This is a genomic window from Mesorhizobium monacense (assembly GCF_056781675.1).
Window position 1 is genome coordinate 212,605 of the sequence record NZ_CM165567.1, and the last position, 20,763, is coordinate 233,367.

21 protein-coding genes are annotated in these 20,763 nt (G+C 65.1%); 9 read left to right on the top strand and 12 right to left on the bottom strand.

What is annotated here, in order from left to right; translation table 11 throughout:
• The first annotated feature begins 157 nt into the window (after nucleotides 1-157).
• The 7 genes from cysG to AC1RUK_RS00960 all read left to right on the top strand — a co-directional run bounded on the left by cysG (nucleotide 158) and on the right by AC1RUK_RS00960 (nucleotide 7,584).
• On the top strand, nucleotides 158-1,606 hold the full coding sequence (gene cysG / locus AC1RUK_RS00930; RefSeq protein ID WP_481837137.1) for a siroheme synthase CysG: 1,449 nt from the start codon (nucleotides 158-160) through the stop codon (nucleotides 1,604-1,606).
• Nucleotides 1,603-1,914, top strand: a complete 312-nt coding sequence (locus tag AC1RUK_RS00935) for a DUF2849 domain-containing protein (RefSeq protein WP_436173530.1) — start codon at nucleotides 1,603-1,605, stop codon at nucleotides 1,912-1,914. Before cysG ends, AC1RUK_RS00935 begins: the two co-directional genes overlap by 4 nt.
• Before the next feature lie 38 nt (nucleotides 1,915-1,952).
• Nucleotides 1,953-3,623, top strand: coding sequence for a nitrite/sulfite reductase (locus tag AC1RUK_RS00940; protein ID WP_481837136.1), 1,671 nt, complete (start codon nucleotides 1,953-1,955; stop codon nucleotides 3,621-3,623).
• The gene (locus AC1RUK_RS00945; RefSeq protein WP_481837135.1) at nucleotides 3,598-4,362 is read left to right on the top strand and encodes a phosphoadenylyl-sulfate reductase; all 765 of its coding nucleotides are present in this window, start codon (nucleotides 3,598-3,600) and stop codon (nucleotides 4,360-4,362) included. Before AC1RUK_RS00940 ends, AC1RUK_RS00945 begins: the two co-directional genes overlap by 26 nt.
• Nucleotides 4,363-4,530: 168 nt before the next feature.
• Complete coding sequence (locus AC1RUK_RS00950; protein ID WP_481837134.1) at nucleotides 4,531-5,064, top strand: DUF934 domain-containing protein; 534 nt, start codon at nucleotides 4,531-4,533, stop codon at nucleotides 5,062-5,064.
• Nucleotides 5,065-5,161: 97 nt separating this feature from the next.
• Entirely contained in the window at nucleotides 5,162-6,769 is a 1,608-nt protein-coding gene (locus AC1RUK_RS00955) for a GMC family oxidoreductase (RefSeq protein WP_481837133.1), read from the top strand.
• Between the two features lie 194 nt (nucleotides 6,770-6,963).
• Complete coding sequence (locus tag AC1RUK_RS00960; protein ID WP_006200409.1) at nucleotides 6,964-7,584, top strand: DJ-1/PfpI family protein; 621 nt, start codon at nucleotides 6,964-6,966, stop codon at nucleotides 7,582-7,584.
• Nucleotides 7,585-7,629: 45 nt separating this feature from the next.
• Here the strand turns inward: AC1RUK_RS00960 and AC1RUK_RS00965 are convergent, their stop codons facing one another.
• Together AC1RUK_RS00965 and AC1RUK_RS00970 are read right to left on the bottom strand one after the other, a co-directional pair.
• Complete coding sequence (locus tag AC1RUK_RS00965) at nucleotides 7,630-8,652, bottom strand: fatty acid desaturase (protein WP_481837132.1); 1,023 nt, start codon at nucleotides 8,650-8,652, stop codon at nucleotides 7,630-7,632.
• A gap of 124 nt (nucleotides 8,653-8,776) precedes the next feature.
• On the bottom strand, nucleotides 8,777-8,974 hold the full coding sequence (locus tag AC1RUK_RS00970; protein WP_481837131.1) for a hypothetical protein: 198 nt from the start codon (nucleotides 8,972-8,974) through the stop codon (nucleotides 8,777-8,779).
• Between the two features lie 217 nt (nucleotides 8,975-9,191).
• Between AC1RUK_RS00970 and grpE the strand changes: the two genes are divergently transcribed.
• On the top strand, nucleotides 9,192-9,827 hold the full coding sequence (gene grpE, locus AC1RUK_RS00975; RefSeq protein ID WP_436173523.1) for a nucleotide exchange factor GrpE: 636 nt from the start codon (nucleotides 9,192-9,194) through the stop codon (nucleotides 9,825-9,827).
• A gap of 114 nt (nucleotides 9,828-9,941) precedes the next feature.
• Nucleotides 9,942-10,574: a trimeric intracellular cation channel family protein gene (locus AC1RUK_RS00980; RefSeq protein WP_481837130.1), complete on the top strand. Its 633-nt coding sequence runs from the start codon at nucleotides 9,942-9,944 to the stop codon at nucleotides 10,572-10,574.
• Between the two features lie 76 nt (nucleotides 10,575-10,650).
• Here the strand turns inward: AC1RUK_RS00980 and olsB are convergent, their stop codons facing one another.
• The 10 genes from olsB to sppA form a co-directional block, all read right to left on the bottom strand.
• Nucleotides 10,651-11,526 carry a l-ornithine N(alpha)-acyltransferase gene (gene olsB, locus AC1RUK_RS00985; RefSeq protein WP_167480665.1) on the bottom strand — a complete coding sequence of 292 codons (876 nt, stop codon included), beginning with the start codon at nucleotides 11,524-11,526 and terminating at the stop codon, nucleotides 10,651-10,653.
• A 175-nt stretch (nucleotides 11,527-11,701) separates the two neighbouring features.
• Complete coding sequence (locus AC1RUK_RS00990; protein WP_481837129.1) at nucleotides 11,702-13,993, bottom strand: PAS domain-containing hybrid sensor histidine kinase/response regulator; 2,292 nt, start codon at nucleotides 13,991-13,993, stop codon at nucleotides 11,702-11,704.
• An 80-nt stretch (nucleotides 13,994-14,073) separates the two neighbouring features.
• Nucleotides 14,074-15,069 (bottom strand): acrylyl-CoA reductase (NADPH), encoded by a 996-nt coding sequence (gene acuI / locus AC1RUK_RS00995; protein WP_481837128.1) that lies wholly within the window; start codon nucleotides 15,067-15,069, stop codon nucleotides 14,074-14,076.
• A gap of 77 nt (nucleotides 15,070-15,146) precedes the next feature.
• Nucleotides 15,147-15,635 (bottom strand): signal peptidase II, encoded by a 489-nt coding sequence (gene lspA, locus AC1RUK_RS01000; RefSeq protein ID WP_481837127.1) that lies wholly within the window; start codon nucleotides 15,633-15,635, stop codon nucleotides 15,147-15,149.
• Nucleotides 15,636-15,703: 68 nt separating this feature from the next.
• Nucleotides 15,704-16,549, bottom strand: coding sequence for a TrmH family RNA methyltransferase (locus tag AC1RUK_RS01005; RefSeq protein ID WP_481837126.1), 846 nt, complete (start codon nucleotides 16,547-16,549; stop codon nucleotides 15,704-15,706).
• A complete protein-coding gene (locus tag AC1RUK_RS01010) occupies nucleotides 16,549-17,640 on the bottom strand; it encodes an RsmD family RNA methyltransferase (protein ID WP_481837125.1) in 1,092 nt (363 codons plus the stop codon). Before AC1RUK_RS01010 ends, AC1RUK_RS01005 begins: the two co-directional genes overlap by 1 nt.
• A gap of 262 nt (nucleotides 17,641-17,902) precedes the next feature.
• On the bottom strand, nucleotides 17,903-18,871 hold the full coding sequence (gene lhpI, locus AC1RUK_RS01015) for a bifunctional Delta(1)-pyrroline-2-carboxylate/Delta(1)-piperideine-2-carboxylate reductase (protein WP_481837124.1): 969 nt from the start codon (nucleotides 18,869-18,871) through the stop codon (nucleotides 17,903-17,905).
• Nucleotides 18,872-18,908: 37 nt separating this feature from the next.
• Nucleotides 18,909-19,253 (bottom strand): DUF1049 domain-containing protein, encoded by a 345-nt coding sequence (locus AC1RUK_RS01020; RefSeq protein WP_120013965.1) that lies wholly within the window; start codon nucleotides 19,251-19,253, stop codon nucleotides 18,909-18,911.
• Nucleotides 19,254-19,294: 41 nt separating this feature from the next.
• Nucleotides 19,295-19,579, bottom strand: coding sequence for an integration host factor subunit beta (locus tag AC1RUK_RS01025; RefSeq protein WP_006200394.1), 285 nt, complete (start codon nucleotides 19,577-19,579; stop codon nucleotides 19,295-19,297).
• 81 nt (nucleotides 19,580-19,660) lie between these two features.
• Nucleotides 19,661-20,617, bottom strand: coding sequence for a signal peptide peptidase SppA (sppA, locus tag AC1RUK_RS01030; RefSeq protein WP_481837123.1), 957 nt, complete (start codon nucleotides 20,615-20,617; stop codon nucleotides 19,661-19,663).
• Between the last annotated feature and the right edge of the window lie 146 nt (nucleotides 20,618-20,763).

Here is a 20,763-nt window from a genome sequence, read left to right on the forward strand (position 1 = left end):
GAATCCGCTTGGCACCTGGCTGTGGAATAATTTTCTCCTGCCCTTCGCAGTTGCGAAAAAGCGATTGCCTGCCATCGCCGGATGCGCGAGTGCTTTCCTTCTGGTTTTTCGCGCCGCCGCGTAAAACTGGCAGACTGTTCCAGGATTCCTTGTCGTCATGCCTGAGGCCAATGCCAAGCTTAACGCCTTTCCCGTTTTCATGCGGGTCGAGGGCGAAGCCGTGGCCATCGTCGGCGGCGGCGAGGAGGCGTTGGCCAAGGCTCGGCTGCTCGGCCAGTCGAGCGCGGTGCTGCGCATCATCACCAATACCGCCGAAGCCGAGTTGCTGAGCTTCATCGCTGCGACCGGCGCCGTCCATATCGATGCCGCCTACGAGGCCGCGCATCTGGAAGGCGCGACCCTGGTGTTCGCCGCCAGCGGCGAGGAAGCGCTCGATCGCCGCGTCGCCGCCGACGCAGGCCGGCTGGGCATTCCGGTCAATGCGGTCGACCGGCCCGAGCTTTGCGATTTCTTTACGCCGGCGCTGGTCAACCGCGCCCCGGTTGCCATTGCCATCGGCACCGAAGGGGCTGGGCCGGTGCTTGCCCAGATTCTGCGCGGCCGCATCGACCGCATGCTGTCGCCGTCGCTCGGTGCGCTGGCGACGCTTGCCGCTTCGTTCCGAGGTGCTGCCGAGTGCCTGCCGAAGGGCAATGGCCGCCGCCGCTTCTGGAGCGATTTCTTCGCCGGCGCGCCGGCGCGGGCCGTGGAAGCCGGTGAGCTTTCGCAAGCGCATGATGCCGCCGTCGACCTGCTTGTCTCCAACGCACCCGCCGCTGGCCATATCGCACTGGTCGGCGCGGGGCCGGGCGCGGAAGATCTTTTGACGCTGCGGGCGCATCGGTTTTTGATGGAAGCCGACGTCATCGTCTATGACGCGCTGGTGCCGGAGGCGATCGTCGCCATGGGCCGCCGTGACGCCGAGCGCCTGCCGGTCGGCAAGCGCAAGGGCTGCCATTCCAAGAGCCAGGCCGAGATCAATGCGCTGCTGGTCGAACTCGGCCATGCCGGCAAGCGCGTCGTGCGGCTGAAGTCGGGCGATCCGCTGGTGTTCGGCCGGGCCGGCGAGGAAATGGCAGCACTTCGCGACGCCGGCATAGCCTATGAAGTGGTTCCCGGCGTCACGGCGGCCTTCGCTGCTGCTGCCGATTTCGAACTGCCGCTGACACTGCGCGGCGTCTCTTCGTCGATGGTGTTTACGACAGGCCACGATCTCAAGGGCAATTCGCTGCCCGACTGGGCCAAGCTTGCCATCTCCGGCGCCACAGTCGCCGTCTATATGGGCCGCTCGGTCGCGGCCGAGGTCGCCGGCCGGCTGATCGAAGCCGGCCTCTCGCCGGACACGGCGGTCGCTGTGGTCGAGAATGCCAGCCTTGGCAACCGCCGCCGCTTCCATGGCACGCTGGCCGATTTGCCGTCTCTGGAAGCGCGCGCCGACCTCACCGGCCCGGTCATGACCATCATCGGCGACGCGGTCGCGGGCGCCAATTTTGAACGTTCCGAGCCGCTCGCGGCACACAGGCATGAGGGCATAGCCAACACGGCCGCCGAAGGAGTTGAGCAATGAAGGTTCTGACCGCAAACAGGCTCACCGACGGCATCGCCGTCTGGTACGCCGATGGCGGCTGGGCCGAGACGATCGGCAATGCCGACCTCGCCCATGACAAGACGGCCGAGGACCGGCTGGAGGCGATCGGTGCCGCGGCCTACGCCAACAATGAGGTTGTCGACGTCAATTTGATCGACGTCACCGTGGTCGACGGCGTGGTCGAAGCGGTGCGGCTGCGCGAAAAGATCCGCGCCGCCGGCCCGACCATCCGTGGCGATCTCGGCAAGCAGGCCCATCCGGAAGCTGTCCGGGCGGCATCGATTTAAGCAGGCAATACGGGCGGACGCGCCCTGAAAGACGAAGCATGTACCGTTACGATGAGTTCGACCAAGATTTCGTGCAGGCCCGTGTCGCCGAGTTCAGCGACCAGGTCCAGCGGCGGCTTGCCGGCGAGATCACCGAGGACCAGTTCCGGCCGCTCAGGCTGATGAACGGCGTCTACCTGCAGCTGCACGCCTATATGCTGCGCATCGCGGTGCCCTATGGTACGCTGAACAGCCAGCAGCTGCGCATGCTCGGCCACATCGCCCGGAAATACGACAAGGGCTACGGCCATTTCACGACGCGGCAGAACATCCAGTTCAACTGGCCGGCGCTGTCGGACATCCCGGCGATCCTGGCGGATCTGGCCAGTGTCGAGATGCATGCCATCCAGACCAGCGGCAACTGCATCCGCAACGTTACCGCCGACCATTTTGCCGGTGCTGCCGCCGACGAGGTCGCCGATCCGCGCCCCTATGCCGAAATCCTGCGGCAATGGTCGTCGGTGCATCCGGAATTTTCGTTCCTGCCGCGCAAGTTCAAGATCGCGGTGACCGGCGCCGAGCGCGACCGCGCCGCCATCCAGACGCATGACATTGGCCTGCACTTGAAGAAGAATGCTGCCGGCGAACTCGGCTTCGCCGTCTATGTCGGCGGTGGCCAGGGCCGCACGCCGATGGTCGCCAAGAAGATCCGCGACTTCCTGCCGGAAGCCGACCTTCTCTCCTACTGCACGGCGATCCTGCGCGTTTACAATCTCTATGGCCGTCGCGACAACAAGTACAAGGCGCGCATCAAGATCCTCGTCCACGAGACCGGGGTCGAGGAGGTCACCCGCCAGATCGAGGCCGAATGGCAGGAGCTGAAGGACGCCGAGCTGAAGCTGCCGGAAGCCGACATCCGCGCCATCGACGCCTATTTCGCGCCGCCTCAGCTGACCGCGCGGCCGGAAGGCGACGCGGCGGTGAAGCTGGCACGGCTCGATTCCAAAAGCTTCTCCGAATGGCTCGACCAGAATGTGGTGACCCACCGCCATCCCGACTATGCGGCGGTGACGATCTCGCTCAAGGGCATCGGCGAGGTGCCGGGCGACGCCACGGACAGTCAGATGGAAGCGGTTGCCGACATCGCCGAGAAATACGCCTTTGACGAGCTGCGCGTCAGCCACGAGCAGAACCTGATCCTGCCGCATGTCGCGCGCGCCGATCTCAAGGCGGTTTATGACGCGCTGGTCGACATCGGGCTGGCGACAGCCAATTCCAACCTGATCAGCGACATCATCTCGTGCCCCGGCCTCGACTATTGCGCGCTGGCCACGGCGCGCTCCATTCCGGTGGCGCAGGAGATCTCGCAGCGTTTCGCCTCGCTCGAGCGCCAGCGCGAGATCGGCGAATTGAAGCTGAAGATTTCCGGCTGCATCAATGCCTGCGGCCACCACCATGTCGGCCATATCGGCATTCTCGGCGTCGAGAAGAAGGGTGCCGAGCTCTACCAGGTCACGCTCGGCGGCTCGGCCGACGAGAACACCTCGGTCGGCGAGATCATCGGCCGCGGCTTCAGTTCGGAAGAGATCACCGACGCCATCGAGCAGATCGTCGAAACCTATCTCGGCCTTCGCCTCGATCCCTCAGAACGATTCATCGACGCCTACCGCAGAGTCGGTCCCGCGCCGTTCAAGGAGGCGCTCTATGCTGGCGAAACCAAGGCCGCTTGACCGTATCGTCGATGTCGAGGCCGGCATCGCCGCCGAGGCGGCGGGGCTCGACGCGCTCTATGGCCACCTAAGTCCGCTCCAGATCATCGAGCGCTCGACGCGGGAAATCTTCCGCGGCGGTATCGCTGCCGTTTCCTCCTTCGGCGCCGATTCGGCCGTATTGCTGCACATGATCGCCGAGATCGACCGCACCCTGCCGGTGATCTTCCTCGATACCGGCAAGCATTTCGAGGAGACGCTCGGTTATCGTGACGCGCTCGCCGCCGATTTCGGCCTGACCGACATCAGGGTGATCAAGCCCGAAGAGGCCGCACTCGAGCGGGTCGATCCGACCGGCAACCTCAACGAGACCGACACCGACGCCTGCTGCAATGTGCGCAAGGTCGAGCCGCTGGCGCGCGGCGTCGAGCCGTTCCGCGCCTGGTTCACCGGGCGCAAGCGCTTCCAAGCCTCGACGCGGGCGGCACTGCCCGTCTTCGAGGCGGTCGGCTCGCGCATCCGCGTCAACCCGCTAGCGCATTGGACGACGTCGGACCAGGCCGCCTACATGCGCGCGCATGCGCTGCGTGAGAATCCGCTGGTCGCCTATGGCTATCTGTCGATCGGTTGCTTCCCGTGCACGCAGCCGGTGCAGCCGGGCGAGGACGCGCGCAGCGGCCGCTGGGCCGGACACGCCAAGACCGAGTGCGGCATCCACCTTTCCGGGCTGGAGAAGTCGCTGACCGACGCATCGCTTTAGGGTATGTTGATCTTCAGGTGAGGACGGCCTGCGAACGGCGGTTTCCTGCGCTTCCGGTGCTCACGTACTTCAAGTACGCTCCGCTCCGGCTCTCGGAAGCCACCGTTCTCGGCTCGGCCTGACCTGAATCTCACACACCCTGGTATAGTTTTTGGGCTAGGAATTTTGATGACCGAACCGACGACACCGGAGACCCGCCTCTGGACCCCGACGGGTTTCCGCGAGGACGAATGGGTTCATGCCGAAAGCGCCGATGCGCTTACCGGCAATGGCCGCTTCATCCTGCCGCTGCAGGCGTTTCTGGGGCTCGACGCGGAGGTGCGCCGATCGGCGAAGGAGCGCCTCGGCGTCCAGCTTCTGCCGGGTGACGAACTCGACAAGATCGCCGGACTGCTCGACCAGCTGTCGCTGGTGGCGCTTGCCTTTCCGGCGTTCAATGACGGGCGGTCCTTCTCCAAGGGCGAATTGCTGCGCGCGCGCTATCATTTCCAGGGTGCCGTCCGCGCCACCGGCCAGGTTCTTGTCGACCAGCTGCCGCATATGCTGCGGCTCGGCTTCGACGAATTCGAAGTGTCGAACCTGGTGCTGTTGAAGCGGCTCGAGGAAGGCCGCACCGGCGGCCTGCCGCTCTACTATCAGCCGGCCGCCGAGCCGGAGGCCAAGGGGCCGAAATATTCCTGGCGGCGCAAACGCACGGGCTGACCCTGCGGCAACGCGCTGACGTCTTTACAACGCTCGCAAGCAGGCCTTCTCTTGGGCATCCGGACGGAAACATCCGCCGGATGATCGGGAGGAGACCATGCGCTACGACTATGTCATCGCCGGTGGCGGTTCCGCCGGCTGCACGCTGGCTGCAAGGCTCTCTGAAGATCCCTCCAAAACGGTCTGCCTGATCGAAGCCGGCGGCGCCGGCAAGGATTTGTTCATCCGCGCGCCGGCGGGCGTGATTGCGCTGCTGCCGGGACGGCCGAAGATCAACAACTGGGCTTTCGAGACTGTGCCGCAGCAAGGGCTTGGCGGCCGCAAGGGCTACCAGCCGCGCGGCAAGACGCTCGGCGGCTCCAGCGCCATCAACGCCATGCTCTACATTCGCGGGCACCGCAGCGACTATGACGGATGGGCCGACCTCGGCTGCGACGGCTGGTCGTGGAAGGAGGTGCTGCCCTATTTCAGGCGAGCCGAAGGCAATCAGCGCGGCGCAGACGCGCTGCATGGCGGCGACGGGCCGTTGCGGGTCGGCGAGCAGCAGGAGCCGCGTCCCGTCGCCCGCGCCTTTGTCGAGGCCTGCGGCGAAAACCAGATCCGCCGCAACGACGATTTCAACGGAGCCGAGCAGGAAGGGGCGGGGCTCTATCAGGTGACGCAATTCTGGGGTGAGTGCCGCAATGGCGAGCGCTGCTCGGCGGCTGCCGCCTATCTGCATCCGGCCATGGACCGGCCGAACCTGACCGTTGTCACCGGAGCGCATGCCACCGGCATCGCCCTCGACGGCAAGCGCGCCACGGGCCTGCGCTACCGCGTGGGCAAGAACGATGCGGTGGCGCAAGCCAAGCGCGAGGTCATTGTCTGCGGCGGCGCCTTCGGCTCGCCGCAGCTGCTGTTGTTGTCCGGTATCGGCCCGGCGGCCGAACTGGCGATGCACGGCATTCCGGTCGTCCATGAGGTGCCCGGCGTCGGCAAGAACCTGCAGGATCATCTCGATTTCATCATGGCCTGGACGTCAAAAGATGCGGACATGATGGGCATCGGCCTGCGCGGCACGCCTGGAATGCTCAAGCATATGCTGCGCTGGCGCAAGGACGGCACCGGCATGATCGCCACGCCCTATGCCGAAGCCGGCGCTTTCCTCAAATCCGATCCGGCGATCGACAGGCCAGACCTGCAACTGCATTTCTGCATCGCCATCGTCGACGACCACGGCCGCAAGCTGCATATGGGCTACGGCTTTTCCTGCCATGTCTGCGTGCTCAGGCCGTATTCGCGCGGCGAGGTCGGTCTGTCGGCGCCGGACCCGCTGGCGCCGCCGCGCATCGACCCGCGCTTTCTCGAGGACGAACGCGATTCCGCGCTTCTGCTCAAGGGGGTCAAGACGATGCGCGGCATATTGGAGGCGCCGGCGCTGGCGAAATACCGCCGCAAGGAAATCTACACCGCCGGCGTTTCAAGCGATGCCGAGTTGATGGCGCATATAAAGGCACGCGCCGACACGATCTACCATCCGGTCGGCACCTGCAGGATGGGCGTCGACGACATGGCCGTCGTCGATCCGCAACTCAAGGTGAGGGGGATGCAGGGGCTGCGCGTCGTCGATGCTTCGGTGATGCCGACACTGATCGGCGGCAACACCAATGCGCCGACGATCATGATCGCCGAAAAGGCGGCGGACATGATCCGTACCGCCGCCTGATCGGTTGTCGGTGGTCGGACCAGGATTGCCGTGCGGACGGCAAGGCCAAGGGTCTGGCTGGATTTTTAGCAAGCGCAAATCAATCTGGTCAGACCAATTGTGCGATTTGCGCTTTTCCTTTCACCGTCTTGCCCTTAGGATAGGTTCATTATTTCGCAATCCGAAATAAATGGCCAGGAAAGGGAGGAACCGGAATGGCAGGCAAGAAGATATTGATGCTCGTTGGCGAGTTCAGCGAGGAATACGAGATTTTCGTCTTCGAACAGGCCATGCATGCGGTTGGCCATACGGTGCATGTCGTGTGCCCGGACAAGAAGGCCGGCGATATATTGAAGACGTCGCTACACGATTTCGAAGGCCATCAGACCTATACGGAAAAGCTCGGCCACGACTACATCCTCAACAAGACCTTCGCTGAGGTGAATCCGGCCGAATACGACGCCGTCTATGCGGCCGGCGGGCGAGGGCCGGAATATATCCGCATCGACAAGCGGGTGCAGGCGCTGGTCAGGCATTTCCATGAGACCGGCAAGCCGATCTTCACCATCTGCCACGGCGTGCAGATTCTGATCGCGGTCGACGGCGTGGTGCGCGGCAGGGAAGTCGCGGCGCTGCAATATTGCGAGCCGGAAGTGACGCTCGCCGGCGGGATCTACATCGACGTCGCGCCGACCGGCGCCCATGTCGACGGCAATCTGGTGTCGGCCAAGGGCTGGCCGGGCCTCGCCGCCTTCATGCGCGAGTGTCTCAAGGTGCTCGGCACCGAGATCCGCGACGGCAAGGCCCTGATGCGCGACGAGCGCAAGGCGGCCTGAACAAGGCTTGAGGAACCCGCCGCACCGCTGGTGCGGCGGCCTGTCCTACGCGGCCATCCGCGCTTCGCGGAACGACACCAGCTTGCGGCGGTTTTCATCCCACAGCGCCAGCTTGACGCAGCGCAGGCTGTCGAGAAGCGTGACGCGGCCGATGCCGCGCAGTTCCGGATAATCCCGCAGCACTTCCGGAAGCCGGTAGCACGGCACCTTGGCCGAGAGATGGTGGACGTGGTGGACGCCGATATTGCCGGTGAACCAGTTCAGCACGGCCGGCAGGTCGTAGTAGGACGATCCATGCAGCGCGGCATGCTGGAATTCCCATTCGGAATCCTTCGCCCACTCTGTCTCCTCGAACTGGTGCTGGACGTAGAACAGCCAGACGCCGGCCGAACCGGCGAGGATGACGATCGGCAAGTGGACGACCAGGAACGCGCCTAGTCCGACGAACCAGATGAGGATCGCGGCGGCAAGCGAGATGCCGAGATTCGTCGTCATCGACGACACCCAGGGCGTCAGGCCGCCCCGCATCATGCCGACCGGCAGCCTTTGCTCGAAGATGAAAAGCCAGATCGGTCCGAGGCCGAACATGACCAGTGGATGGCGATAGAGCCGGTAGGCAAGCCGGCCCCGCCATGACATCCGCCGATATTCAGCGACGGTCAGGGTCTTGATGTCGCCCATGCCGCGCTCGTCGAGATTGCCGGCGCTGGCGTGATGGATGGCGTGAGCGCGCCGCCAGCAATCATAGGGAGTCAGCGTCAGGACGCCGAGCGCTCGGCCGATCCAGTCGTCCGCATAGCGATTGGCGAAGAAGGAGCCATGGCCGCAATCGTGCTGGATCATGAAGATGCGCACCAGGAACCCGGCCGCGGGAAGAATGAGGATCAAACCCCACCAGTGGCCGTAGGAATAGGCGGCCGAAGAGAGCGCCCAGAGCGTGACGAAGGGGATGAGGGTGATGGCGAGTTCAAGCGCGCTGCGTCGCCGGTCAGGCTTTTTGTAGCGCGCCAGAATCTTCAACCAGGCGCGCTTGCTGTTGGCAACCGCCTCAGGGGAAATCATGTTCATCAGGAAGCATAGGCAACAGGCTTCGCCGCCGCAAGGCAAAGCTCACGCAAAATTACTGCGCGTAATTGTCGCGCGATGCCCGAGGCCGTTGCCGAAGACGAATCGGCGGTCGCAGCCGGTCGGGCTACCGGCGCTCGCCGCCGGCCACGCTGGCCTCCGCCCCCTCAAGGCGATCGAGCAGTTCCCTGAGATGCTCGGGCAGGTCAGCCTGCAGGCGGAATGCCGGCAGCGTGCGTAGGAACCGCTTCGTGGCCTCGGTGCCCATCTGGCGCTTGATATCGGCGGCGAGTTCCTCGCGCCTGTCGCGCTTATTGCCTGTCATTGTCCCAAAATCCTGTGTCGGGTTCGAAACTCCTCCAGAGCGGTAATGGTTCCCGCATTGCGGCGGCCTTGCAAGAAAAGCCGGCTGTTACGGTAAAATTTGAATTAATAGCGAAAGACCGAGGGCAGCCCCAATATGGCTTGCCCCTTGATTTTTGGCCGCCAAACCTCGATATCGGGCGCAAATCCAGACCATTCGAAAATGACGGGAAACGGCGATGAGCGACCAGGCAAAAGACGAACGCGCGCCCGAGGAAATCGAAGCCACTGAAGCGGCGGGCGAACGTACCGAAGGCAGCGTCGACGGAGACTATGAAGCGCTTGTGCGGCTGCTGAAGGAAAACGAGGAGCTGAAGGATCGCGCCCTTCGCGTTGCCGCCGAGATGGAGAATCTGCGCCGCCGCACCGCGCGCGACGTGCATGACGCGCGCACCTATGCGGTCGCCAACTTCGCCCGCGACATGCTGTCGGTGTCGGACAATCTGCGCCGTGCGCTCGATGCCGTCCCGGACGAGGCCAAGGCCGCGGGCGATGCCGGTTTCAAGGCGCTGATCGAGGGCGTCGACCTTACCGAGCGCGCCATGCTGTCGGCGCTGGAGCGGCATGGGGTGAAGAAGCTCGCACCGGAAGGCGAGAAGTTCGACCCGAATTTCCATCAGGCGATGTTCGAGGTGCCCAATCCCGAGGTTCCCGCCGGTACCGTCGTCCAGGTGGTGCAGCCGGGCTATTCGATCGGCGAGCGTGTGCTCAGGCCGGCGATGGTCGGCGTCGCCAAGGGTGGCCCCAAGCAAGCGGCGGCCGAAGCGCCGGTCGAGCCCGGGCCGGTGAATGAGCAGGCCGAGAAAGATGCGTGAGGAGTAGTGACTAGGGAATAGTCAGTAGCAAGTGGGGAATAGCGAAGCCGGTACAACCGTGCGGCTTCGTGCTATTCATCGCTACTCACTTATTCACTACTCACCTCCGCGCCCATGAATCCCATTGACCTCCTCGACTATGCCGGTGTCGCCGTCTTTGCGGCGACCGGGGCGCTAGCGGCTTCGCGCAAGCAGCTCGACATTATCGGCTTCCTGTTCCTGGCCAGCGTCACCGCCATCGGCGGCGGCACGTTCCGCGACGTCATTCTCAACCTACCAGTGTTCTGGGTCGCCAACTCCAGCTATGTGCTGATCTGCGCGGCGGTGGCGGTGCTGGTCTTCTTCAGCGCGCACCGGGTTGAATCCCGCTGGAAATTGCTGCTCTGGCTCGATGCCGTAGGCCTCGCCGCCTTTTCGGTGATGGGCGCCGCCAAGGGCCTTGCGATCACCGGTTCGCCTGTCGTGTCCGTAATCACCGGCGTGCTCACGGCGACCTTCGGTGGCATATTGCGTGATCTGCTGGCCGGAGAGCCTTCCGTACTGCTCAGGCCTGAAATCTATGTCTCGGCGGCACTCGCAGGCGCCACGCTTTTCACGCTCGGCGACCTTGCAGGCCTGCCGGCGCTGGCTTCCGGCCTGCTAGGCTTCGCGGCTGCCTTCCTGGTGCGCGGCGGGGCGCTCAAATTCGGCTGGTCGTTTCCGGCCTACAAGAGCCGGCCCGGCCGGAGGCCGGAAGACATTCCGTGAGAATGGAGGGGAGTAGTGAGAGCGATAGCTCGGCGCGTCGCCCTACTGACTACTCACTATTCGCTACTCACTACTCTCAGGCTGCGAAGCGCTGGGCTTCCCCGCCATAGTAGTTGACGTAGCGCGCGCCGATCTCCTTGACCGGCATGACCACGAACACGTCGACCGTCGAGAATTCGTGATCGATGACACAGCCATCGCCGATGCGGGCGCCGACGCGCAGATAGCCCTTGACCAGCGGCGGCATCGCCGCGATCGCTGCCTTGGCGTTCACCGCCTCGATCGGCATCAGGTCCATGGAGCAATAGCGGCCGGCGACCGCCCTGACGTCCCAGGCCGAGTCGGTGCGGCAGTGATGGGCAAGGTAGGTGAGCGCCTCGGCATGCGCCGCCGGCACGATGCCGTGGAACGAGGCACAGCCGGTCATCACGCCGATGCCGTAATGGTTGATATAGGCCCAGATGCCTTGCCACAGGGCCTCGATGGTGCGCTTGGAGCGATATTCCGGCAGGACGCACGAGCGGCCGAGCTCGAGGAAGCGCTGGCCGGGGTGGCGCGCGATCAGCTTGGTCAGTTCGAATTCGCCTTCGGAATAGAAGCCGCCGGCCGTCGCCGCGATTTCCTGCCGCAGCAGCCGGTAGGTGCCGACGATGCGGCGGTGCTCGGGGCCGGCAAGCGAGGTGTCGAGGACGAGCAGATGATCGCAGAGCGGGTCGAAGCGGTCGGCGTCGCGGCGATCCTGCGCCTGGAACAGATCCTTCCTGGCGCCAAGCTCGTCATAGAATACCCGGTAGCGCACTTCCTGCGCGGCGGCGATTTCGGCCGCATTGCGCGCCAGCCGCACTTCGAGGTTGCCGATGCGGCCCAGAGGTGCCCCATTTGCGACGGCGTCGGCAGTCCGCGCGGCGAGCAGGGCGCCGCCGGCGTTCGGCCGAGTGTCACATTCCGGCATAGCTGTATGCACGAGTGATTCTCCTTCGAGCCATCCCTCTTGGCACGGGGATACGGTGTAGGTGCAACAGGATTGTGACAGTACCGTGATACGGCGCGACGGGCAATACTTCGTCGGCTGGCGAATACGCTCAACCGGCTACGTTTACGTGATGAGAGACGGCCGATGCGGGACGTCAGGCCGCGACCTGACCCTCGACGGCATGGACCAGAGCGTCGGGGTCGAGAGGCTTGGTGACGAAGCCACTGGCGCCGTGGGCGAGCACGGCGTGACGGGTCTTTTCCTGGCTATCGGCTGACAGAACCATGATCGGAACCGGCGGCACGGCCATTTCCTCTTCATGGCGGCGGATGGCGGCGATCGCGTCCAGCCCGTCCATCACCGGCATATGCAGGTCCATCAGCACCACGTCGAAGCGGTGCTTGAGCCCGGCGTCGGTGATGGCCTCGACGGCGGCCTTGCCATTGCCGACCACCTTGACGCGATGCCCGGCCTTGAGAAGCGTGGCGCGGGCAAGCATGGCGTTGATGTCGTTGTCTTCGGCAATCAGCACCGACAGGCCGTGCTCGCGGCGGCCAGCGCCGGCACGCACGGGCGGGGCGCCGTGCTTGTCCGATTTCGGCAGGGGGAGGGCCGGCGCGTGGCTGGTCAACAGCACGCGCAGCAGCGTCTCGCCGCGCACCGGCCTGGCCAGGAAGGTGGCATAGCCATTGGCGCGGAACTCGCCAAGCATGCCGCGATCGGTCGGCGCGATCAGCGTGATCGCCTCGCAATCGGCAAAGCCGTTCTGGCGCAAGCGCTTGAGCAGGCGTCCATCGCTGTTTTCCATCGCCGCATCCACCAGCAGCACGCCGCAGCCGGCAGCGAAAGGTGTCGCCTGGGCAAGCGTCGTCGCCAGATCGACCGCGCCGCCATGGGCGCGGATGGTGCGGGCGATGGCGTCGGCCTCGATGGCGTTCTTCGAAACGATCACGGCGCGGCGGCCGGACAGGATGTTCTGCCGGTTCTGCGGCGGCTCGGTTGCCGCAGTGGCGGGGAGCTCGAAGACGAATTCGGATCCCTCGCCGAGCCGGCTCGACACCGAGATCGAGCCGCCCATGGCGTTGACCAGCCGCCTTGAGATGGCGAGACCAAGACCGGCGCCGCCATGCACCCGGGTCGAGGTGCCGTCGGACTGCTCGAACTCCTCGAAGATGCGCTCCATGTCCTCCTCGCGCAGGCCAGGACCGGTGTCGGAGACCGTGAAGCAGATACGGTCGGTGGTCTCGGTGCGCGCCCGCGCCACGCTCACCAGCACGCCACCTGTGTCGGTGAACTTGATGGCGTTGCCGATGAGGTTGAGCAGCACCTGGCGCACCCGGCCGGGATCGGCGGTGATCATCTGCGGCACGTCGAGCTCGACATGGCAGCCAAGCCCGATGTTCTTGCCGAAGGCGCGCGCCGCCATGAGTTCGATGATGTTGTCGGCGATCTCGCGCAGCGATGTCGGCTGCGGTTCCGGGTCGAAACGGCCGGCCTCAATCTTGGAATAGTCGAGCAGGTCCTCGATGAGCGCCAGCAGGGCGCTGGCCGAGGTCGAGACGGCGCCGACATAGGTCCGCTGCTCGGGCGAGAGGTCGGTGTCGACCAGGAGCTTGGCCATGCCCATGATGCCGTTCATCGGCGTGCGGATCTCATGGCTGACGGTGGCAAGGAAACGCGACTTGGCCTGGCTGGCATATTCGGCCCGCTCGCGGGCGGTGATCAGCGAGGATTCAGCGCGTTTGCGGGCGGTGATGTCGCGGGCGATGGCGCGATGCGAGACGGCGCCGCTGTCCTTGTCGCGTACCGACAGCTCGATCCATGAAAACCAGCGCGGGCCGCTCGGCGTGCGAATGGCGACGTCGGTGGAGCTCAGGCACTCGTGATCCGAGAAGGCGGCGTCGGGGACGATGCCGACATCGATGCCAAGCTCGGACAAGGTCTTGCCGGCAAGGTGGCGCTGGTCGATCTCGACGAGATCGGCGAAAACCTTGTTGGCATAGACGATGTTGCCGTCGCGGTCGCGATGGACAACGAGATCGCCGAGCGCGTCGATCAGCCCGCGGAAGCGCTCCTCGCTCTCCTGCATCTCCCACATGCGGTCGGCCAGCGTCTCGATCTCGGCGCGGCTGCGGGCGGCGGTTTCATCGAGCAGGGCCGCCGTGCGGCGTTCATTGCGCTTGGCTCGCAGGTGCATGACGAGGCCGGCCAGGCCGGTCGCCAGCAAACTGACGGTGACGAAGATCGGCGCGCCGGTCAGGTGAGCCAGTCCGGCCAGCACGGCGGTGGCGACGATGGTCAGGAAGGGCAGGCCTTCGGGGGTGGCCGGCGGCGATGCGGGCACCAGCGGCGGCGCTGCGACAAGCAGCCGCTTTGGCGCCTCGGGGCCTGGCCCGTCGACGCCTTCGGCACTGCCCGGAGCTCTGATGCCGGATTCCGCGATCATGCGGAAAGCCTTGCCACAGAGAGATTATGGAAGATTGCGGCGGATCGTTCGAATTTTAGCGGTCGCGCCGTTTTGCCTTGTCAGCGCTGCATATCGACGACGACACGACCCCTGATCTTGCCGTCGACGATGTCGTGCGCGGCCGCGACAATGCCGTCGAATCCGATGGTCGTGGACAGGGTGGCGAGCTTCTTGTGGTCGAGATCGGTGCCGATGCGGCGCCATGCCTCGAGGCGGACCGGCTTCGGCGCCATGACCGAATCGATGCCGAGCAACGAGACGCCGCGCAGGATGAACGGGGCGACGCTTGCCGGCAGATCCATGCCGCCGGCCAGACCACAGGCGGCGACCGCGCCACCATAGGAGGTCATCGACAGAACATTGGCCAGCGTGTGGCTGCCGACCGCGTCGACGCCGCCGGCCCAGCGCTCCTTGGCGAGCGGCTTTGCCGGCTGGGCAAGCTCGTCGCGCGAGATCACTTCGGCGGCCCCGAGATCGATCAGATAGGGGCTTTCGGCATTGCGGCCGGTCGAGGCGATGACATGGTAGCCGAGGCTGGACAGGAGCGAGACCGCGACCGAGCCGACGCCGCCGGCGGCACCCGTCACCACCACCGGGCCGCGATCGGGTACGACGCCGTGCCGCTCCAGGGCGATGACGCAGAGCATAGCCGTGTAGCCCGCCGTGCCGACCGCCATCGTATCATGCGGGCTCATGCCCTCAGGCAATGGCACCAGCCAGTCGCCGTTGACGCGGGCGCGGCCGGCATAGGCACCGAAATGCGTCTCGCCGACGCCCCAGCCGTTCAGGATGACCTTGTCGCCCTTGCGCCAGTCGGCATGGGACGAGGAGATGACGGTGCCGGCGAAATCGATGCCCGGCACCAGCGGCCAGCGGCGGATGACCGGCGCCTTGCCCGTTATGGCGAGGCCATCCTTGTAGTTTACCGTCGTTGCTTCGACCGCGACGGTGACGTCGCCTTCCATCAGCTCGGCTTCGGTGAGGTCGGTCACCGCCACCGACTGTTTCTTCTCTGCGTCGCGTGAAACGAGGATGGCTTTGAAGGTTTCGGGCATTTTGTCTCCTCGGTCTGGAATAGGCGGACTGTGCGGCGGCGGCCCGGCGAGGTCAATCTTTCAAGAGAGTCGGGCGTTCAGGCGTCCGGCCCCTGGGGCTTGGCTTCGCGCCGCCAGCCGATCAATTCGTCAAAGACGACCAATGCCGCGCCGACCGAGATGAAGGCGTCGGCCAGGTTGAAGACGGCAAAGGACCAAACCGGCGTGTGGAACAGGATGTAGTCGATGACGTGGCCATAGACGGCGCGGTCGATCAGATTGCCGAGCGCGCCACCGATGATCAGGGCAAAGCCGGTGCGGGAAACGATATGGCCGGTCGGCGTGCGCGTTGCAAGATAGAGCACGAAGGCGACGACGAGGGCGGCAATGACCACCAGGCCGGTGTCGCCGAAGGACGAGAACATCGAGAAGGCGATGCCGGTGTTGTAGGTGCGAAAGAGCGCCAGGAACGGTACCAGGTCGACCTTCTCCTGGAAGGCGAGGCCGGTCTCGACCAGATGTTTTATCCACTGGTCGAGCCCGATGGCGACGACGACCAGCAGGGCGTAGGGGGACCATGACTTCACGATTTGGTGTCCTCTTGCCTGACCATGATCTTGTCCGAAAACCGGACGCCACTTTTCGGGATCATGGTCTAGTCCGGCCCCAGCTTCAGCGCGCCGCGCCGGATCTCGAACAGCATGACGCCTGTCGCCACCGCAAGATTGAGCGAATCGGCGCGGCCGGCCTGCGGGATCCTGAGCAGCCGGTCGCAGCTTTCGGCGAGGCTGTCGGGCAGGCCCTGCTGCTCGTTGCCCATCAGCAGGAGCACCGGCCCCCTGGCAAAGTCGACCGAGCGGTAGTCGACCGCGCCCTTCAGATGCGTCCCGGCGACGAGGCCGGAAAAGCTCTTTCGCCAGGCGAGGAACGCTTCCGGCGTCGCCTTGGCGACAGGTACGGCGAAGATCGAGCCCATGGTGGCGCGCACGGTCTCGACGGAGAACGGATCGGTGGTTTCGCCGACCAGGATGACGCCTTTGGCGCCGACGGCATCGACGGTGCGGATGACGGTGCCGAGATTGCCGGGGTCGCGTACCCGGTCGAGCGCCACCCAGACATCGCCATCGTGGGCGCGGATATCCTTCAGCGGCAAGAGTTTCTGCTGGAAAACGCCGACCACCATTTGCGGATTGTCGCGGCGGGTGATGGCGGTGAGCACCTTTTCCGAGACTTCGAGGACGGTGCCGCCGGCGGCGACCGTGCGCGCGGCGACCTTTTCGACCGCCGCATTGCCGCGCCCGGCCTTGGCGAAGACCAGCGTCTTGATCGACCAGCCGAGGTCGAGCGCGTCGATGACCAGCTTCAGTCCCTCGGCCATGAACGCATTCTGCTGGTCGCGGAATTTCTTCAAGGCAAGCGCCTTGATGTGCTTGACCAGCGGATTGGCGAGGCTGGTGACTTCCTTCACCTGCCCTGGCGCGCCTGCGTGCCGCTCGCTCATCAGGCCACCCAGCGCGAAAACAGCGAGGTCGACAGCGCCCGGCCGGCGGATTTCTCACGGATGATCAGTTCGCCGGATTCGACCGTGCCGCCCATGCCGGCAAAGGTGTCGCGCATCAAAGCGTGGATGGCGAAGAAGGAGGCACGGATCGAATAGGCGGTCAGCACCACCGCAAGCGGTTTTGGCGTCAGGATCGCGCGGCAGAGGTCGGTCAGCCCAGGCAGGTCCTCGAACAATTGCCAGACCTCGCCCTTGGGGCCGCGGCCATAGGCGGGCGGGTCGAACAGGACGATGTCGTAGCGGCTGCCGCGGCGCTCCTCACGCTCGGCGAATTTCACCGCGTCATCGACGATCCAGCGGATCGGCTTGTTGCCGAGCCCTGCCATCTCCTGGTTCTCGCGCGCCCAGCCGATCGCCTTCTTGGAGGCATCGACATGGGTGACCTCGGCCCCGGCGCGGGCCGCCACCAGCGAGGCAAGTCCGGTGTAGCCGAACAGGTTCAGCACCTTGACCGGCCGCTTCGCCGCCGCGATCAGCCCGGCCATGTGGTCCCAGTGCGAGGCCTGCTCGGGAAAGACGCCGACATGGCGAAACGAGGTGAAGCGGCCGAGATAGTCGATGCCGTCATGCTTCATCGGCCAGGTCTCGCCGAGCGGCGTCCGCGGGAAGCGCCAGCGGCCGATGCCTTCCTCGTCTGTGTCGCCGGTGAAGACGGCATCGGCGCGCTCCCAGTCCTTCGCCGGCAGCGCCTTCTGCCAGATCGCCTGGCCCTCGGGCCGCACGATGCGGTAGGGGCCGTATTGCTCAAGCTTTTGGCAGGCGCCGCTGTCGAGCAGCGCATAATCGGCATTCGGCGCAACTTCGAGGATCAGCGGCAGCCGTTCGGCGGGCAGGACGCCGGCGCGGCGGGAAAGGATGCGCGGCGTGGATTTTGGTTCAGACCGGTCCTGCGCTCGTATCTCGTTTCTTTCGTCAGGCTTTGGCGACGGCTTGACCGGATGACGGCCGTCGCGTGGGCGCGCCTGCTCCGTCCCGGATTTCGCGGGCAGGCGCGGGCGGTTGTCGCGGTTTCGGTCGCGAAAGGATTTCAAGAAAAGTCTCCGGAACGGCAGGCCGCTTTTGACATAGGGCCACCGGCTTCGCAACAAGGTGGTCCGGGCAGGCATGGGCGACGCTTTCGCCAACGCGCAATGGACCTCGCCTGAAGAAACAGGCAAATCTGCGTCGATGTCTCGCTCCGAACGCCCGCTCGTCCCGATACAGATCCTGCGCCGTCAGGGCAGTAGGGCAGTAGGGCAGTAGGGCAGTAGGTTAGGTCGGCTCCCCTACTGCCTTACTCCCCTATTCCCTTACTCACTTCAGCTTGAGCGCCTTGTAGACGGCGATGCCGGCTGCGAGGTCCTCGAGGGCGGCGCCGACCGATTTGAACAGAGTGATCTCGTCGGGGCTCTGCCGGCCCTTCCTCTCACCGCGGGCCAGTTCATGCAGGTCGGCGATGATGGCTTCCGGTTTCAGCACGCCGGAGGCCAGCGGTTGGACGATGTCGCCGGCTTCCTTGGTGGCGCCGGCGCGGGTGTCGACATAGACGCGGGCGCGCCGGATCGCGTCGTCGTCGCTTTCGCGCATCGTCGGCGTGAAGCCGCCAACCAGATCGACATGGGCGCCCGGCTTCAACAGCGCGCCCCTAATCAGCGGCGCGGTCGTGATGGTCGCCGACGAGACGATGTCGGCCTCGCCAAGCTCGACGTCGAGATCGCCGGCGGCGCCGGCCGGGAAACCTTCGGCGCGCAATTCGGCGGCGACTTTCTCGGCATTGGCCGGCGTGCGGTTCCAGATGCGGATGGTCTTGATCGGCCGTACCGAAGAATGCGCCTTGGCGAGGAACGGCGACAGTGCACCGGCGCCGACCACCAGCAGCCGCGAGGCATCCTCGCGGGCCAGATAGGACGCGGCTAGTGCCGAGGCGCAGGCCGTGCGCCACTGCGTCAGCCGCTGGCCGTCGATCATGGCCTCGGGCTCGCCGGTTGCACCGTCGAGCAAGAGATAGAGCCCCATCACGGCAGGCTTGCCGATGGCGTTGTTGTCGGGCGACACGGTGACGATCTTGACGCCGATATGGCCGCCCGCCGAGGTGCCGGCGGCGTTGAAGTCGGTCCAGGCCGGCATCAGCAGCAGCGTCGAGGCCGCACCATCGGGCCGTTCGACGGTGTGATGGTGGCGGACCGGCTGCACGGCGCCGTCGCGAAAGGCACTGCGCAATGTCTCGACCAGTCCCTTGAAGGTCAGGGCATGGTCGACCTCGGCGGCCGAAATGGTCAGCATGAAAAACTCCGTGGAGCGAAAGGCACCAAACCCTGCTTCAGGCCGTCGGCTTCGGCAAGGCTGTCCCTTGGGCCGGCCCCTGCGGCGCCGCAGGGGCGCGGCTGACCGCCTGGCGCAGGTTTTCGGCCTCGACGCCGCGCTGACGCGCCAGCTTGCGGTAGCGGCCCTGCTTGACCCATGTCGCCAGGCTGCCGACGACCATGCCGACGGCGAGAGCCAGGAACAGGAAGATGAAAAGCGGCAGCGTCAGCGTCAGTGCCGGGTTGCCGGGATTGAACGGGTCCAGCGTGAAGGCGACCAGTTCGCGGTTGGCGACGGCCAGCGCGATCAGGATGACGGCCAGCGGCACGAAGACCACGATGAGCATGAAGCGATTGAACATAAGGTTTCCTGTCGAAAGGCCGGGTTGACCCCGCGCGGCGCCTATTTGCCGCCGTTCAGCCTTTCACGCAACTCCTTGCCGGTCTTGAAGAACGGCACCCACTTCTCCTCAACCTCGACGGATTCGCCGGTGCGCGGGTTGCGGCCGGTGCGGGCGGGGCGGTTTTTCACCGAAAAAGCGCCGAAACCGCGCAATTCGACCCGGTTGCCTTCGGCAAGGGCATCGGTGATCTCGTCGAAAATGGCGCCGACGATGTTTTCGACGTCGCGCAGGAAAAGATGCGGATTGCGCGTGGCAATGATCTGCACAAGTTCGGATTTGATCATGAGAACGGTCCCCGTGAAAGCACTGCGGTCAAATTTATAAGGATGATTTTATTTGCTTTTTCATCCGTCCCAAACGGCCCGTCAAGGGTGCCAGACCGAAACGAGACCGTCAAGAAACAAGCGGTCCGCTCCAATTTCGTGAATCACGTCGCCGCCGGCGTCCGGCAGGCCGAGCGCGCTGGCGATCGTCCTGGCCATTGTCTTGGAGAACAGGAAACTGCCGCGCCCTTCCGCGTCCTTCCATTCCACCACCTTGAGCTTGGCGTTGACGCCCTTGGTCGCCAGCCAGTCGATCGCCTCGGTCTCGCCACCGACCGCGTCGATGAGGTGGTTGGCAAGCGCCTGGCGGCCGGTGAAGATCGAGCCGTCGGCAAGCGCCAGCGCCTGCTCGCGGGTCATCTTGCGCCGCTCGGCGACGATGCCGACGAACCAGTCGTAGCTGTCAAGGATGAGCTTGCGGACCATGGCGCGCTCGTCGTCATTGGTCGGCTTGAAGGGCGAAGGCGAAGCCTTCAGCGGCGAGGATTTCACTTCCTCCAGCTTGATACCGAGCTTGTCCATCAGGCCGCTGACGTCGGGATACTGGATCAGCACGCCGATCGAGCCGACGATGGAGGATTTGCGGGCGACGATGTGGTCGGCGGCACTTGCGATCATGTAGCCGGCGGATGCGGCCAGCGTCCCGACTTCCGCCACCACCGGCTTGTCGCCGGCGAGTTTGCGCACCTCTTCGAAGATCGATTCGCCGCCAACCGTGGTGCCGCCGGGCGAATCGATCGACAGGATGACGCCTTTCACCTTCGCGGACTGGCGGATGGTTTCCAGCCGTTTGATAAGGTCCTCGTCCTCGGTGATGGTGCCTTCGATCCTGACCTTGGCGATGTGGTCGACCGCCGAACCGGTGAAGTCGTCGTTGTAGATCCAGGCCGACAGTGCGATCAGTGCGGCCGCGGCGACGCCGAGCGCGGCAACGCGCCAGAATGTCAGCTTGCGGCGCAAACGGCGGCGGTCGATCAGGTCGTCGGCTCTCAGTGCCATGGTCAGCCTCACGGTCGGTGGGAAGAGATGCTTTTAAAGCAAGCGCCAACGCCCGGCTACCGTTTCCTGAGGGTCTGCACGGACGCAGGATTGTCTGCGGCTGCGAAGCGGCGTTTCACGAAAAATTAACGCTGCCTGTCCGTATC